The 15,259-nt window shown below is 54.2% G+C and carries 12 protein-coding genes; 11 read left to right on the top strand and 1 reads right to left on the bottom strand.

From position 1 onward, the window contains the following. Positions 1-226 precede the first annotated feature (226 nt). The gene (locus ACR0AI_RS21265; protein WP_480676873.1) at positions 227-1,249 is read right to left on the bottom strand and encodes a replication initiator protein A; all 1,023 of its coding nucleotides are present in this window, start codon (positions 1,247-1,249) and stop codon (positions 227-229) included. A gap of 395 nt (positions 1,250-1,644) precedes the next feature. On the opposite strand from ACR0AI_RS21265, the gene ACR0AI_RS21270 reads away from it, so the two are divergent. From ACR0AI_RS21270 to ACR0AI_RS21320, 11 genes are all read left to right on the top strand, one after another. Continuing rightward, complete coding sequence (locus tag ACR0AI_RS21270; RefSeq protein ID WP_480676871.1) at positions 1,645-3,084, top strand: AAA family ATPase; 1,440 nt, start codon at positions 1,645-1,647, stop codon at positions 3,082-3,084. A 119-nt stretch (positions 3,085-3,203) separates the two neighbouring features. Next, a complete protein-coding gene (locus ACR0AI_RS21275; protein WP_480676869.1) occupies positions 3,204-4,208 on the top strand; it encodes a ParB/RepB/Spo0J family partition protein in 1,005 nt (334 codons plus the stop codon). 309 nt (positions 4,209-4,517) lie between these two features. Then, positions 4,518-5,942 (top strand): UbiA family prenyltransferase, encoded by a 1,425-nt coding sequence (locus ACR0AI_RS21280; protein ID WP_480676868.1) that lies wholly within the window; start codon positions 4,518-4,520, stop codon positions 5,940-5,942. After that, complete coding sequence (locus tag ACR0AI_RS21285) at positions 5,939-6,934, top strand: lysylphosphatidylglycerol synthase transmembrane domain-containing protein (protein WP_480676866.1); 996 nt, start codon at positions 5,939-5,941, stop codon at positions 6,932-6,934. Before ACR0AI_RS21280 ends, ACR0AI_RS21285 begins: the two co-directional genes overlap by 4 nt. A 4-nt stretch (positions 6,935-6,938) precedes the next feature. After that, positions 6,939-8,186 (top strand): ArnT family glycosyltransferase, encoded by a 1,248-nt coding sequence (locus ACR0AI_RS21290; protein WP_480676864.1) that lies wholly within the window; start codon positions 6,939-6,941, stop codon positions 8,184-8,186. 262 nt (positions 8,187-8,448) lie between these two features. Then, the gene (locus tag ACR0AI_RS21295; protein ID WP_480676862.1) at positions 8,449-9,054 is read left to right on the top strand and encodes a VPLPA-CTERM sorting domain-containing protein; all 606 of its coding nucleotides are present in this window, start codon (positions 8,449-8,451) and stop codon (positions 9,052-9,054) included. Between the two features lie 115 nt (positions 9,055-9,169). Beyond that, positions 9,170-10,780, top strand: coding sequence for a VPLPA-CTERM-specific exosortase XrtD (gene xrtD, locus ACR0AI_RS21300; protein WP_480701473.1), 1,611 nt, complete (start codon positions 9,170-9,172; stop codon positions 10,778-10,780). Between the two features lie 189 nt (positions 10,781-10,969). Further along, positions 10,970-12,778: an ABC transporter ATP-binding protein gene (locus tag ACR0AI_RS21305; RefSeq protein WP_480676858.1), complete on the top strand. Its 1,809-nt coding sequence runs from the start codon at positions 10,970-10,972 to the stop codon at positions 12,776-12,778. Positions 12,779-12,982: 204 nt separating this feature from the next. Beyond that, positions 12,983-13,969: a glycosyltransferase family 2 protein gene (locus ACR0AI_RS21310; RefSeq protein ID WP_480676856.1), complete on the top strand. Its 987-nt coding sequence runs from the start codon at positions 12,983-12,985 to the stop codon at positions 13,967-13,969. Continuing rightward, a complete protein-coding gene (locus ACR0AI_RS21315) occupies positions 13,966-14,376 on the top strand; it encodes a GtrA family protein (RefSeq protein WP_480676855.1) in 411 nt (136 codons plus the stop codon). Before ACR0AI_RS21310 ends, ACR0AI_RS21315 begins: the two co-directional genes overlap by 4 nt. A 72-nt stretch (positions 14,377-14,448) precedes the next feature. Continuing rightward, a partial coding sequence (locus ACR0AI_RS21320; RefSeq protein ID WP_480701475.1) for an ATP-grasp domain-containing protein occupies positions 14,449-15,259 on the top strand: 811 nt, incomplete at its 3' end.

Below are 15,259 nucleotides of genomic sequence, written 5' to 3' on the forward strand. Positions count from 1 at the left end.
TGCTCTATGCCTAGGTGGCAGAGGACTGTATTTCAGAGCACGCTAGGACGAATCCTAACTCAAAATGGAGGAAAAAACCGGACTCAGGTCAGCAGCCATAATACCAACGCGTTGAGAGCGTGTGCTGCGCTTACGCGTTCAAGATTACTGTGCCGTCAAACTTTGAACAGGTGCATAGGGCAAAAGACCACGTGTCCAATTGGTAACAATCCCATTCAATCGTCATTCAGCCACGTAGAACCACCCGCTTCGCTATCCAGCCCAGAAATGCCTTGTCAGGGCTGCGCAGCGGCTTGCGGCCCGAGCTGACCCAGACGGCCTGCCATTCGGCTTCAAGCGCATAGACGTCCCAACCGGGGGCTTGGGTGCGGGCGGTCTCCAGCGTCTCGGGTTTCAGGGTCAGGCCCTGCCCGGGCTCCACAATCACATCCCGACGGCTGACGCGGATGATATCACCCGGTTCCTCTTCCAGATAATAGTCGGGCAAATGATCGGCGGCGATCATGTCGCGCAGCATCTTGCGAAACACCCGGCGCGGTGAGGCTGAACCGGATTTCTTCAGCAGCGTCTCGACCGACACCCGCCAGTCTGGCTGACGACCGCAGTGCTTGCGCGCCAGTTCATAGATCCGCCGCTCCAGCGGTTTGCGCAGGCGGAAGTAGTCACGGCTGAGGGTCAGCACGGATTTCGCCAGCACGGCCCGGAACAGCCAATCCGACAATTTGACCGAAACGCTGACCATCCGCCCTGCCCGCGTGTGGCGCACGATCTCCCAGCTTTCGATCAAGCCGAAGCCTGAGGTCGTCTCAACCCCACCAGTGACCATGTTGGTGGTGATGCGGGTACCGGCCAGCCGTTCAAAGGCTTCGCGCAGCCGCTTGTAACCATCGCCCGAGGTTTCCCGGTTAGTTGCCACCAGCAAATCATGCGCCTTGAGGTGTAACACCCGGCTGACGGCGCGGCCTGCGTTGATTGCAGCCATCAACTGACTGATGCAGAAGATCAGGATGTCCTTGTCGTGGATCGTCGCCAGTCCCCGGACCGAGGGTGTGACGGTGATCTCAACCCCGTTGTGCTCATAGTTCAGGATGCGCCGATCCGGGCGTGTGGACAGCGAGAACATCGGATGCTCCATCGATCCCATGTCAGTCTTGGGCAGCGCATCGAAGATGTCGCAGACAAAGAAATCCGCTGTCGGATGCCTCTCGGGCAACAGTCCCCCTGCCCCGGCAGGGGTATCCGCGCTCATGAAAAATCACTCAGAACTGAAACGTTCCAGCCCATACCTCTGCCCCTGATCTGCCCGAATCTTTTTTCGTGGTTTTATTGACGCTTACCCTAAAGTTATCCACAGACCGGGTAAAGCGTCGGATCGTGGGTTCAGAGTCAGGACAACGTGGGACCAGAGTCACTTGATCGTGGGTTCAGATTCACTCTGCCTCACAAGAACCATTAAAATATATTGTTTTTCAATGCTTTATGTTGTCGACATCCCTGCTGTAACTAATAAATAACTATATTTTAACTAAAAAAAAATCTACAAGCCTCAAAACCTACGGGTTTCTACACCTACAGTCCTTTGATTTACTTAGAAAATATCGGTTGATGCCGTTAGTTCTTCCATATGTCATGTTTTGTGGTACTATGGTAAAAACACAGCATATCGAGCAGAAGAACATGGCGTTATCTCCGAAAGACGGGCTTCCACCCTATTTCAATATTGATCCCGACACCGCCCTTGCCGAGCTGGGGGATCCTTCAACCACCGCCAGTTTTGCAGCTATTGCCGGGGCATGCTCTCAGGGGCGCGAAGACCTGGCGAGCCGGGGATTGGAAGATGGAGAAATACGACAGTTGCGTTTGTTTTCCACCTGGGAAATCACCCGTTATCTAATCCCGGTTGCTGCGCCCCATTTCCGTCGGGTCCTGAAGGCCAACCCGGATCTGCCTCAGGGGCGATCAGAATCCGAAGGCGGCGCCAAATGGTTCACCTTGGATGAGGTGCTGCGGTTGCGCACTCATTTTGCTTCAGAAGGATCGAAAGCAAAAGAGTACCGCCCTTATCGACCCGAGGGGCTACCTGCCAAGCTTGTTTCCGTTGCCAATTTCAAAGGCGGTGTTGGCAAGACCTCGACCTGCGCGCATCTGGCAATGTCGGCGGCACTGGATGGCTACAAGGTTCTGGTGATTGATCTGGATAGCCAGGGTTCCATGACCTCGATCTTCGGTGGCAAGGTCACCGATGAATGGCAGACCGTGTTTCCCCTGCTGGCGCGTCACTATGCCGGATATCTGCGTCGTGAAAACCAGGGACGTCTGGACCGGGGTGAGACACCCCACCCGATCGATGACACGTTGATGGAGGCGCTCGATACGCGTGCCAGCGGCCTGATCCAGAAAACGCATTGGCCCAATATTGATCTGATCGGGGCGCAGTTGAACCTCTACTGGGCCGAGTTCCAGATCCCCGTCTGGCGGATGCAGGCCCGCGGCTGGAAGCTGTGGGATGCTCTGACGGAAACGCTCGAGGCGGATGGTGTTCTGGATGACTATGATCTGATCTTCCTCGATACCCCCCCTGCCCTTGGCTATCTGACGATCAACGGGCTGGCGGCTGCCGATATCTTGCTGGTCCCGATGGGGGCTTCGTTTCTGGAGTTCGATTCCACGGGGCGGTTCTTTGACATGCTCCATTCGACCTTTCAGTCGATCGAGGAGGGCGAAAACATGGCCGCCCGTGCCCTGGGGCGCGAAGAAATGGCCTTTGAATGGGATGCGGTGCGCACCGTTATCACGCGCTATGACGGAACCCAGCAGGCGGAGCTGGCCGGCTTGATGCAATCCTATCTGGGCAGCGCGCTGTCGCCCCACCGGCAGGAGTTTACTGCGCTGATCGGTCAGGCCGGAGAACAGGTGAACGGGATTTACGAGGCGGACTACCGTGATTTCAACCGCGAGACCTATGCGCGGGGCCGCGAGACCTTCGATGAAACCTATGCCGCCTTCAAGCGGTTGGTTCTGGGCATCTGGCGGCGCGAGGAGCTGGCCCGGATCGCTGAAGAGCAGCCTGAGGTGGCGGTATGACCCCCCTGCCCTGCCGGATGAATGTTTCGCGCGCGAAACACCTGCCACGCGCAACGTACGGATCGGTGGTCGGACGACATACAACAGAGTCTATGACCGGCAGATAAGGAGGATTTGAGATGGCAAAACGCAAACGACTGACCCCTGCCCGCGCCGATTTCCAGTCTGCCGGAACCCCCGGCGCCGCGCCGGAAACGAAATCCATGTTTCCCCCCGTTCAATCTGCGCCGCCTATTGCGCAAGTGGCTGGGGATACGGCGCTGCAGGCTGCTGTTGATGATCTGAGCGCTGAGATCCGCACCGCGCGGGCCGAGGGCAGATTGGTGCAGCAGGTACCGCTGATGGCCATCGAGGAGGCCCATCTGGTGCGTGACCGGATTGCAGTGGATGGGGAAGAGATGTCAGCTCTGGTCGAAAGCATCCGCGCCCGCGGCCAACAAACTCCGATCGAGGTGGTCCAACTGGCCGAAGATCGGTTCGGCCTGATCTCGGGCTGGCGCCGTCTGACAGCGCTGAAGGCGTTGTACGCGGAAACCGGAGAAGACCGCTTCGCCACCGTACAGGCGCTGCTAAGACGCCCAGAGAGCGCCTCGGACGCGTATCTGGCGATGGTCGAGGAAAACGAAATCCGCGTTGGGCTCAGCTACTACGAGCGTGCCCGTATCGCAGCGCGGGCGGCAGAGCAGGGGGTCTATCCAGACGAAGCGTCTGCCTTGCGTGGATTGTTCGCCTCGGTCAGCCGGGCGAAACGGTCCAAGATCGGGTCGTTCATCACCATCTACCAAGCGCTCGACGACCACCTGCGCTTTGCCGCCGCGATCCCAGAACGGCTGGGGCTGGCCTTGTCAAAGGCTTTGAGGGACGACCCGGCCCTGGGCGGTCGTTTAGCTCGGGAATTGAACAGGACGCAACCGGATACGGCCGAGGCTGAAGCGGCGTTGCTGACCCGCTTCAGCAGGGCAGGGCAGGACGCTGGAAAGTCTCAAAAGCCGCTCGTCCCCGCCAAGGAGACTATCGGATCCCTTACATTGACCCGCTCGGCCAATGGCAAGACCGTGACGCTGATGGGGATGACTGACGCGCTGCATGCCGAACTCAGAGAATGGCTGACCTCCCGCTTTTGAATTGTTTCGCGCGCGAAACATCAGAAAGATGTGGGGTTTAGAGAAACGCAATTGCTTCTAACTGGGTGGTGCCAGGTTGATATTATTCCAGTTTTTAAAGGACCTGCGTTATTGTTGCTATATTGGGTACATTGCTTGCGTAGAAATGCAAAAAACACAAAGAGAGCTTGGGCTTTTATACTATTCATTTAATAGTGTGCTCGTTTCGATCACCGTCGTTAAATATTTAAAACAAATCTGACTAAATTCTTTTAGTTGGTGAAAACGCAATTCGCTGCATCCCATTGTGCCGCAGAGGAAAATGAGCATATGACGCAAGCTCGTGTATTGGCTGTCGACCTTGATGGTACTTTGTTGCGCAGTGACATGCTGTTCGAAACATTTTGGTCGGCCTTTGCCGGGGACTGGCGGACGCCGTTCCGGGCGGGGCGGGCATTGCTGGAGGGGAAGGCACAACTGAAGCGGCAGCTTGCCAAAAGCTGCGATATCGACGTCACCCATCTGCCTTATGATGAACAGGTGGTGGAGTATGTCCGGGACTGGCGCGCCAAAGGCGGGCATACGGTTCTGGTCACGGCGACAGATCAGGGGTTGGCCGAGGCGGTGTCGGATCACCTGCAAATCTTTGATGAAGCTTACGGCTCGGATGGTGAGAACAACCTAAAGGGTGCAGATAAGGCGGCGTTTTTGCGCGATCGTTTTGGCAAAGGGTCTTTTACCTATATGGGAGATTCCCCGGCCGATCTGCCCGTCTGGAAGGATGCGGACAAAGCGGTGACCGTCAATGTGTCTGAGAAGCTTCGGCACGAAGTCGATACGGCAATATCAGCGGCCGAGCATCTGAGCACGGCAAAGCACCAAACACGACCTTATATCAAAGCGCTTAGGCCGCATCAGTGGCTTAAGAATATCCTGATTTTTCTGCCTATGCTGACCGCTCATCAGCTTACGCCAGAGACCTTTTTCAAGTCGTTTCTGGCCTTTATCGCGTTCTCGCTTGTGGCGTCCAGCGTCTATGTGATGAACGATTTGCTTGACCTGCAGCCTGATCGTCTACACCCGCGCAAACGAAACCGCCCCTTTGCATCGGGGAACGTTCCACTTGCACATGGACCCTGGATGTTTGGCGGAATGCTATTGCTGGGGCTTCTGATAGGGGCGGTGCTGGGGGGACAGTTTTTGCTTGTCCTTGTGGGGTATTTTTGTCTGACGACGGCCTATTCGCTTGATCTCAAGCGCCGCACTGTCATTGACATATGCGTGTTGGCCGGCCTTTACACGATCCGCGTTATAGCTGGTGGTGCCGCAACCGGGATCGAATTGTCGATCTGGCTACTGGCCTTCTCCATCTTCCTGTTCTTTTCACTTGCCGCTGTGAAGCGACAGGCCGAGTTGACCATGAATATCCAGCGGGGCCTCTCCAAAGTGTCTGGCCGCGGATATAATGCCGACGATCTGATGATCATTTCAATGATGTCCATCGCGTCAGGATACATGTCAGTCCTGGTTCTTGCCCTTTATCTAAACTCAGAGTCAGTTCAGCAGCTCTATTCCGAGCCGACGCTTCTGTGGGGTACGTGTTGTGTCCTGTTGTATTGGGTATCGCGTACGGTCATGCTGGCGCATCGCGGTTATCTGGATGACGATCCGGTGATCTATGCCGTCAGGGACAGGATCAGTCTTGCCTGTGGCGCTCTGATTTTATGCTTTGCACTTGCGGGAAGCTTGTTGTGACGGGGAACCGCGCTGCGCATGCGCCTGAAACGGCGCGGCTCAACAATACCGGCTGGCTGCTCTTGTTATTCGTCCTAGGGATGGGTTTGGCCTTCTTTGTGCTGGGCTGGGATGATGCGATTTCCATGATGCGCCAGATCAGTGCGGGTCACCTGGTGGTTCTTTGCGCATTGGCAGCGTTGCACTATGTGGTGCGGGCCGCGCGTTGGCATATGCTGGTACGGGCGCATGGTGTTGCCAGTGGTTTTGTCCAGAACATGCTTCATTTCTTTGGTGGCTTCGCGATGATCGCGACCCCGGGTCGGTTGGGTGAACTTGTGCGGCTGCGTTGGTTGCGGCGCGAGTCCGGTCAGCGCTTTGCCCACCTTGTGCCTATTGCCTTTGCCGATCGGGCCATAGAACTGGCCTCAATTTTATTGCTGATTGCCAGCATGATTGCCTTCAGCAATCTCGGGGCCAGCTCGGTCTGGGGGCTGTTGGCTGTGACGACTGTGCTGGTCGTTGTGTCTTGTCGGCCTGACATGCTTGAAATGCTTCTGGTTCGGTTCTGGCTCCTTGTTGGCCGGCGCAAGGCTCGAGTGTTTGTTAGGCTTCGGCGTATGGTCCGAGATCTGAAACCAATCATGCATCCGTCGGTTCTTGTGCCAGTGCTTCTGATTGGCACCATCGGCTGGTTGGCCGAAGGTATTGCGTTTTGGCTGCTACTAGGTTGGTTGGACATCCCCCTGCCATTCACGACGGCCACGAGCATCTTTCTTATTGCCGTTCTCGCCGGCGCTTTGTCCGGTTTGCCAGGTGGTTTTGGTGGTACCGAAGCAACAGGGATAGCACTTTTGATGCTGCAATCGATTCCCACTGAGAGTGCGGTTGTTGCTATTGTTATTATCAGGCTGGCGACAGTGTGGTTCGCCATCATGATTGGGCTTGTTGTTTTCCCGATCGCCGAAGCGCGTTCGAATGCTCCTCGTTCTGGCGTGTCGGAATTGGATTAAAAAGATGTTTGCAGATAATACCGTGAAATCCCACAGCAGCACATTAGGGCCTGTCTTCGCCATTCTGTTGCTCGGCTTTGCTTTGCGGCTGATTTGGGCACTGTTAATACCCGTGAACCCTGTATCGGATTCATTTGCTTATCTCACATTCGCCACGAATATCGCGGACCATGGGGTCTATGGATGGGCACCGGATCAGCCTTCAGCTTATTGGGCGGTCGGTCCGGCCGCGATCTATGCGGGTGGGTATCTGGTTTTTGGCACCGGGTCTGCGCTTTCTGTCGTTGTTCTGAACATGATGTCGTCGATGGTGGCAATCTGGTTTATCTACGACCTGGGCCGCCGTTGGTTCGGTGAGCGTGAAGGGCAGCTGGCTGCGCTTTTGTTTGCAATCTGGCCACTGACAATCCAGTTCACGACCGTGCTTGCCAGCGAACTGCACTTCATAGCATTGAGCTTGGCCGCCATTGCCGCGTGGGAGCGTAGTGGGTTGGATCGTCGAGGGCTCGTTTACCTGTGCCTTGCAGGTGTGATGTTTGCCGCTGCCACCTATGTGCGTCCTATCGCCTTGTTGATCCCGGCGGCTCTGGCGATGGCCACCATGATCCGCACGCTCAGACTGTCATGGCGAGAGGCGCTCAAAGCCGTTATCGCCACAGTGCTGGTGATTGCGCTTGTGGCTCCTTGGTCAGCACGCAACGAGCGTGTCATAGGTGAGCGGGCTTTTGTTTCGACGAATTTTTGGGCGAATTTCTGGATGGGTAACAACCCGGACACAACCGGAGGGTATGAACCGCTTCCAGAGGCAGTCGACGGCATGTCCGAGGTTGAGCGGTCTCACTACCTGAAGGAGGTCTCGGTTGAGCATCTGCGCGCTGCACCGCTTGATTTCGTCTGGAGAACGGTCTGGAAAGCCGCGCTTTTACATGAGCGCGAAACGATCGGCGTGGCCTGGAACACGGATGCGATCGAGGCGCTGGTTGGAAACACCGGGGCGACATTCTTGAAGCTCATCTCAACCGGGTATTGGTACCTTATGCTGATTGCCGCAGTGATCGGGATTGTTGCGTTGGTCAGAAGAGGTGATGGCTGGCGCGTGATCGTGGTGCAACCGGTTTGGTTATGGCTTTATTTCACCGGTGTTCATGCCGTTATTGTAGTCGGAGACCGTTATCATATGCCGGCGATACCAATGATTGCGATGCTTGCCGCTATTCCGCTGGCGCACTTCGTGCACAGAGGGAAAGCCTGAATGCGCAGCGACGCAGAAGGTTCGAATCCACGCCTAGTATAAGGCAAATACAGGCATGATGGTTCGAGGGAAACTTTCAGTATGGAAGCCTCATGTAGATCCAATCGTCGAGAAAAATGCATAATTGTTTCCATTTTAGACGCTGATCTGCTGCGGGCTGGGTAACTTTTGCCTCAGTTTTGCCATCTTCCTCTCGCGTTAATTGAATCTTTCTGATAGATTAACACTTGTAGCGAATTTTAAACGGTTGGTATGAGTAATGGTGAACAGAGTTTTCGCACTTATTTCCGCGCTTTTTCTGATGACGGTCGGGGCGAATGCCGCGCCTGTCACTGTTGATCTCACCTATGGTGGAGATCTTTCGGTCTCGGGTGGGGTAGGAACTTTTGACGTTGATGGAATATCCGGTCGGGTGACAGCCCACAACTCTTGGTGGACACATGCATCTGTGGCTCAGAGGACCAATGGTATTGGTGTTCGCTCGGGGCGGTTTGATGACACCTCGCAGTTGGATGGCCTTGTGAATGAGTGGTTGTCTTTCGCATTCGATTCTGCAGTGAGGCTGATTTCGGTCACGTTCTCGCACGTGGACAGCAATGATGACTGGGATGTCTATGTCGACTACACACGTATTGCGAACGAGAGCAGTGCAAACCCGTTCTATTTCGACGACCGGATCGCACACTCGTTTAGCGTTCTGGCTGATGGCCACAGCTGCTATGGTTGGCACTGCTATTCGACGGATAACTTCCTCATTAGCAGCTTTACGGTTGCACCCGTTCCGCTGCCCGCATCAGCCCTGTTGCTGATCGGTGGTCTTGCTGGGTTCGGTGTGATGCGCCGCCGTAAGCAACAGCAGTTGGCCTGAAGCAAACTTCACGAAGAATTTTTGCGGCAGCGTCAAAACGCTGCCGCTTTGTTGTTATAGTCCTCCAATGAAGTCATATTCCTTTGGTGTTTTTAGTATGCTGTAATGGCTTGGTATGTCGGTCACAAACGAACCTCTTGAACCAATGAAGCACGGGACAGCTACGCGCTCGGCTGCGGGTGTGTTCTGGTTGGTGCTTATGGTGATTGGTGCCGTTGCCTTCTTTCAGGAAGGGATCGCCGAGCTGTTTCGGGTGTGGCAGCTTCCCGAATATAGCCATGGCCCGCTGATACCTGTTCTGTCCGGACTGTTGTTTCTAAGACAACTCAAGACTGTTCCAATTGATGCGACCCCAGTACGTGACTTCTGGCAGGGGGCGGCATTGTTGGCTTTTGCGCTGGTACTGGGTGGCCTCGGGATGTTGATCGGCATTCCCGATATCGTCGCCTATGGGCTGATCCTGTGGGTGGGTGCAGTTTTGCTGATCAGTTTTGGCTGGAAACAGGGGCGCGCTTTCTGGCCACCGGTTCTACATCTTGTCTACATGCTGCCACTGCCCGGGGCACTGTATTATGGCGTCTCGACATGGCTACAGCTGATCTCTTCGGAACTCGGCGTCTGGTTTCTGGATATCCTGCGGGTGCCGGTTTTTCTGGATGGTAATATCATTGATCTGGGGGTCTACCGCTTGCATGTGGCTGAAGCTTGCTCTGGCCTTCGGTATCTGTTCCCGATCCTCAGCTTCTCTTACATCTTTGCGGTTCTGTACCAGGGACCAACATGGCACAAGGCGATCCTGCTGGTTTCGGCGGTGCCCATCACCGTGGTGATGAACTCGGTTCGGATCGCTGTGGCTGGCGTGATCGTGAATACCTATGGTTTGGAGTATGTCGAAGGGCTCACACACTTCTTCGAGGGGTGGGTCGTTTTTATCAGCTGCGTGTTGATTCTTTTTGGCCTGGCCTGGGTCCTTGTGCGCTTGCGTGGGGACAAGATCACGCTGATCGAAGCACTGGACCTCGAGACTGACGGGCTTTGGGAACAGGCCAAGCGTATCCGGCTTATCGCGCCGTCTGTCGTGCTTATCGTCGGAGCGGTTTCGGTGCTCACCCTCAACGTACTATGGCAGAGCGTACCCAGTCGCGAGGCTACGCCTGTCAATCGCGATCCCTTTGCACTGTTCCCGACTCAGTTGGGCGATTGGTATGCAGGGAAACCAAAAGCCTTGGACCCGGATATCGAACGCATATTGGGTGCGGCTGATTACCATTCGGTCGCATTGGGGCGGGCAGGGGAGGAGGTTCCGGTCGACCTGTTTATGGTATGGTACAAGGATCAGAATACTGGGGGCGTGCACTCGCCCGAGGTTTGCCTGCCTGGCAGCGGGTGGGAGATTGCCTGGCTCGAACAGATCGACGTGTCGAATGGTGCGCAGAGCTTCCCTGTAAACCGTGCGATTATCCAGAAAGGCCTGGACCGGCGGCTAGTCTATTACTGGTACGAACAACAAGGTACGCGAGTGGCGTCAGGCCTCCGAGCCAAGCTGCTGTTAATGGCGGGCAAGGCCATCAATGGTCGCAGCGATAGTGCGATGGTCCGCCTGATCACTGCAATCGACCCTGATGGGGGTGGTGAGATAGCCGCAGACCAACGTCTAAATGACAGTTTGTGGGCGGTCGAAGGACGGCTGGGCCGATACGTGCCTTGGGAGACCGAGGGATTTTGAAACAGATCGCGTTCAGCTGTTTCGGTTTCGCAAGCCGTGCCGTCACAAAGCCCTTGCCACTGTGTTTCCCTCAGAATGTTCTGATGCTTTTTTTGAGTTCTTACTCAGTAGAGCCATAAAAACATCGGATTTATTCCTAAAGTCACATGAGACTGTTTATTTGATCACGACTGACTGAGTATTGAAATCATGCTTGGAATTTACAAAAAGATTCTGGACCTCTTCGATCGTAGAGAAAAGCGGGCCTTCTACCTGATTATGGGTCTGATGGTTCTGGTTGCATTTGCCGAAGTGCTGGGTATTTCCGCAGTGCTTATGCTGCTGAACGTTTTGGCCGCACCTGCGGAGATTCAGACAAATCGCGCTTTGTCATGGGCCTATGACCTTGGAGGTTTTTCGTCCATATATACCTTTCAGGTGTATTTGTCTGTCGCGGTGCTTTTTGTGGTTATTGCTGGCCTTCTGATAAAGGCGGGCGGAGCCTACCTGATCATCCGCTTTTCGACGATGCGGGGATACAGTGTTTCATACCAGCTTCTGAAAAGCTATCTGCACCGTCCCTATGCGTGGTTTCTGGAACACAACAGCGCTAGCATCCGGCAGCGCGTCCTGAATGATATAGATATGCTCGTGGGGCTCATCATCATTCCAAGCATGCGGCTTCTGGCGAGTGTGATCCTTGGCCTCTGCATTATCGGTTTCCTAGTCTATGTCGAACCTGTACTGTCGTCGGCTGCAATCTTATTGATGAGCTGCAGCTACATTGGGATTTATTTGAAAATCCGCAATGTGCTGCATGTTTTGGGAAAAAAGCTACTAGAGGTCAATGAAGAGCGGTTCCGCCTAACGCAAGAGGCCACAGACGGCTTCAAGGAAGTCAAGCTCATGGGATTGGAGGATAGCTATGTAAGACGGTTTCGGGACCCGGCTTTGCGCCGAGCGCACTATGTCGTACGCAATGATATTTTGCGCGAACTACCACGCTTTTTCCTAGAAGCAATAACAATTGGAATCCTGCTAGCCTTTGTACTGATCCTATTGTTGCGTACCAGTGGTAATCTAGTTGAGATCATTCCGACGCTTGGCATTTTCTTTTTTTCGGTCATGCGCTTCTTGCCTGTGGCGCAGCAGATTTATCAGAGCCTAGCGGCGTTGCGGGCTGGTACACCTGTCTTGGAACATATCCATGCCGACTTCACGACTACAGAGCAGCAGGTCAATTATTTGGCCGAACCGCCTGCCAATAAGGGTGGCTGTTTGCCGCTGAACGACAATCTTGCAGTCAGGAGTCTCAGTTTCTCTTATGCCACTGCTGACCGCTCGGCCCTGCGTGATGTTGATTTGACTATTCCTGCGCGCAACACCATAGGCATTGTAGGTGGTTCAGGCGCAGGCAAGACTACGTTGGTCGATATCGTGTTGGGTTTGTTGTGGCCTGAAACCGGCGAGATCGTAGCTGATGGAACAGTCATCACGTCGGGCAATCTTCGCCGCTGGCAACAATCGCTGGGCTATGTTCCACAGAGTATATATCTGACCGATGATACGATTGCGTGTAACATTGCTTTCGGGGTACCCTCAGAAGATATCGACATGGTGGCCGTGGAGCGGGCTGCGCGTATCGCTGCATTGCATGATTTCATCGTCGATGATCTACCCGATGGCTACAACACATTCGTCGGCGAGCATGGCGTCCGCCTATCAGGCGGCCAGCGTCAGCGCATTGGTATCGCTCGCGCACTCTATGCTGACCCAGCATTATTGATCCTGGACGAAGCAACCTCGGCATTGGATAATATCACCGAAAGTGTAGTGATGGAAGCGGTGCAGAAAATCCGAGCAGAGAAAACCATCATCATTATTGCCCACAGACTGAGCACCGTACGCAACTGCGACACAATCTATTTTTTCGAACAAGGGCAAGTGGTCTCGTCCGGCACATATGACGAGCTAGTAGCCAAAAACGAAACCTTCCGCAAAATGGCAGTGAACGGTTAAGGCGGCACGGTTTGTGAGTTTTTTGGAGGACATCCTCTCGCAATATCTTTTTCTAACAAGCGCTCCTTGGTGTCTGACTGGCCATGTGGCATGGTGCTTTGCTTTACACGCCTTATTGTGACACAAATGTAGTCGAAGTTGTATGCTTGCGTTTGAACAAAGCCTAAGATGTTGCTCAGTGATGTTCTTCCTTGAGGTCTCAATATGAGTGACGATGGCGGTTCTATGTCTAACCATTCCGGTACGCGCCCCTTAGTCAGTGTGATTTCGCCAGTCTACGGTTGTAATGATTGTCTGGCCAAACTAGCACAGAGAACCCGCGAAGCTTTCGAGACGGAGGCTTTCGATTGGGAGCTGATACTCGTGGATGACCGTGGTCCAGAAGACGCTTGGCCTCTGATCGAGAAATTTGCAAAGGAGGACGAGCATATTCGTGGTTTGCGCCTGATGCGCAACCATGGGCAGCACTTAGCAATCTGGGCCGGGTTCGCTGAGGTGCGTGGGGACTGGGTCGCAGTGGTGGATTGCGATCTTCAGGATGACCCAAAGATGATTCCTGTACTGATAAATGTGGCTACGGAACGCGAACTCGATGCGCTGATTGTTGAACGTGGGGCATGGAAGGACAGTACCATCCGGCGTGTGCTCAGCGCCGGGTTTTGGCGAGTATTTGAGTTACTTTCTGGTTATTCATTGCGCAACATCGGTAATTTCGGTGTGTATTCGCGGCAGATGAAAGACATATTGCTAAAGTACGAGGACGCAGAGGTCTTTTTGCCTATTATGGTGGCTTCAACTGGCTTGCCGCGAGGTACCTATCAAGTGGATCGATCCGAACGCGCGGCGGGTCAGTCCTCGTATGGCTTTCTAAAACTCCTCCGCATGGCTGTCGCAATTATAGTTCGTTTTTCGGCCCGACCGCTCACCATTAGCGTACTCCTCGGTTTTGGAATTGCGGGGGTATCAGCGTTTATCTCACTCTTGCTTCTGATCTGCTGGTCGCTGGGTCTTTTTGGCGTACCGGGATGGACCAGTTCTATTCTCTCAACCTGGTTTTTGAGTGGCGTTATCCTTGCGGCCCTTGGTATACATGGCATCTACGTGGGACGCATATTCCGGGAAGTGCAGCCTCGCCCGCGCATTCTGCTCCAGAGCACGACCGACGACGACGAGACCAAAGGTCGGACATGAGCAAGTTTTTGTCCCGGATTGGCCGGTTCAGCGTTGTTGGCCTTGTTTCAAACGTGACGCTTTATCTGATGTTTTTGCTGCTTTTAGGTATTGGGACTATTCCGGTTCTCGCCACAGGAATAGTCTACGTTGTTGGAACAGTTATGAATTATGTCCTACACCGCCAGATTACCTTCGCTGACAAAAGAAGTCCGTCGCGCCAAGGGCATGGTCGGGATCCGTGGCGATTTGGCACCGCCTATGGTGCCGGGCTGATCGTATCGCTCGCTGGTATGGCAATCCTGGCACCACTAATAGGACCGGAAGTGGCTCAGATAATAGTCATTGTGCTTGGTGCAGCGACTATTTTTACTATTCTCAATTTAACGGGTTTTGGCTCAGGCGATGGAGTCAGCGGTGACCAATAGGAAACACTCTCCTTGCGGCAAGAGCGAGACACAGGCTCAAAGTCATAATGACTGGCTGATTGAGGCCTCAAAATGCGGAAGCTGATGGTTCTGGGCGCTGGTCTCAATCAGATTCCAATAATTGACAAAGCTCTAAGTGGCGGTTTGGACGTCCTTGCCGTTGATCCAAACTCCAACGCGCCAGGTCTTGTGCGCGCTACGGAAAGTGCCTGTTTTGATCTGGCAGACCTTCCAAAGGGGGTCGCTGCCGCGCGCGCGCATGGGGTCAACGGAGTAGTCACATTGGCTGCTGACTTTCCTATGCCAATGCTAGCGGAGATTTGTGACGCACTTGGACTGGCGGGGCCAAACATGGAGGCAGTCAGAAAATCGACAGATAAGGCTGAGATGCGGAGAGCCTTCTCGAAACATGGTGTCTGCAATCTCGACTTCGTTGAGGTTGAAGAGGTTGCTCATGCAATCGACATAGTGCGCTCGCGAGATTTCAGTACGATCTTCAAGCCGGGGGTCAGCTCAGGCGGGCGCGGTATTTGCAGGATTGCGCCAAATGCTTCGATAACGGACATAACTTCGGCGTTTCACAACGCAAGCATATATAGCGCCAACAAGCGCGTCATCGTTGAAAAATTAGTGAAAGGTACTGAATACTCTGTCGAAGCCATGGCTGCTAAAGGAGAGCTTCACATTGCCGCGATTACGGCGAAGACGACAACGGGTGCGCCATATTTTGTCGAAGTTGCACATAGTCAGCCTGCTGCACTGCCAGCCCGAAAACGGGACTTGCTCGCGGAAACCACACGAGGTGCCATAGAGGCCTGCGGGATAGACAATGCGCCTGTGCATGCCGAAATTCGACTGACGGATGAAGGCCCTGTCATTATGG

Source organism: Ruegeria sp. BG3 (assembly GCF_056538485.1).

Bases quoted from the DNA above. Each gene is read 5' to 3' on its own strand.
- ACR0AI_RS21265 (WP_480676873.1), bottom strand. From the start codon at position 1,249: ATGAGCGCGGATACCCCTGCCGGGGCAGGGGGACTGTTGCCCGAGAGG.
- ACR0AI_RS21270 (WP_480676871.1), top strand. From the start codon at position 1,645: ATGGTAAAAACACAGCATATCGAGCAGAAGAACATGGCGTTATCTCCG.
- ACR0AI_RS21275 (WP_480676869.1), top strand. From the start codon at position 3,204: ATGGCAAAACGCAAACGACTGACCCCTGCCCGCGCCGATTTCCAGTCT.
- ACR0AI_RS21280 (WP_480676868.1), top strand. From the start codon at position 4,518: ATGACGCAAGCTCGTGTATTGGCTGTCGACCTTGATGGTACTTTGTTG.
- ACR0AI_RS21290 (WP_480676864.1), top strand. From the start codon at position 6,939: ATGTTTGCAGATAATACCGTGAAATCCCACAGCAGCACATTAGGGCCT.
- xrtD (WP_480701473.1), top strand. From the start codon at position 9,170: ATGTCGGTCACAAACGAACCTCTTGAACCAATGAAGCACGGGACAGCT.
- ACR0AI_RS21305 (WP_480676858.1), top strand. From the start codon at position 10,970: ATGCTTGGAATTTACAAAAAGATTCTGGACCTCTTCGATCGTAGAGAA.
- ACR0AI_RS21310 (WP_480676856.1), top strand. From the start codon at position 12,983: ATGAGTGACGATGGCGGTTCTATGTCTAACCATTCCGGTACGCGCCCC.
- ACR0AI_RS21315 (WP_480676855.1), top strand. From the start codon at position 13,966: ATGAGCAAGTTTTTGTCCCGGATTGGCCGGTTCAGCGTTGTTGGCCTT.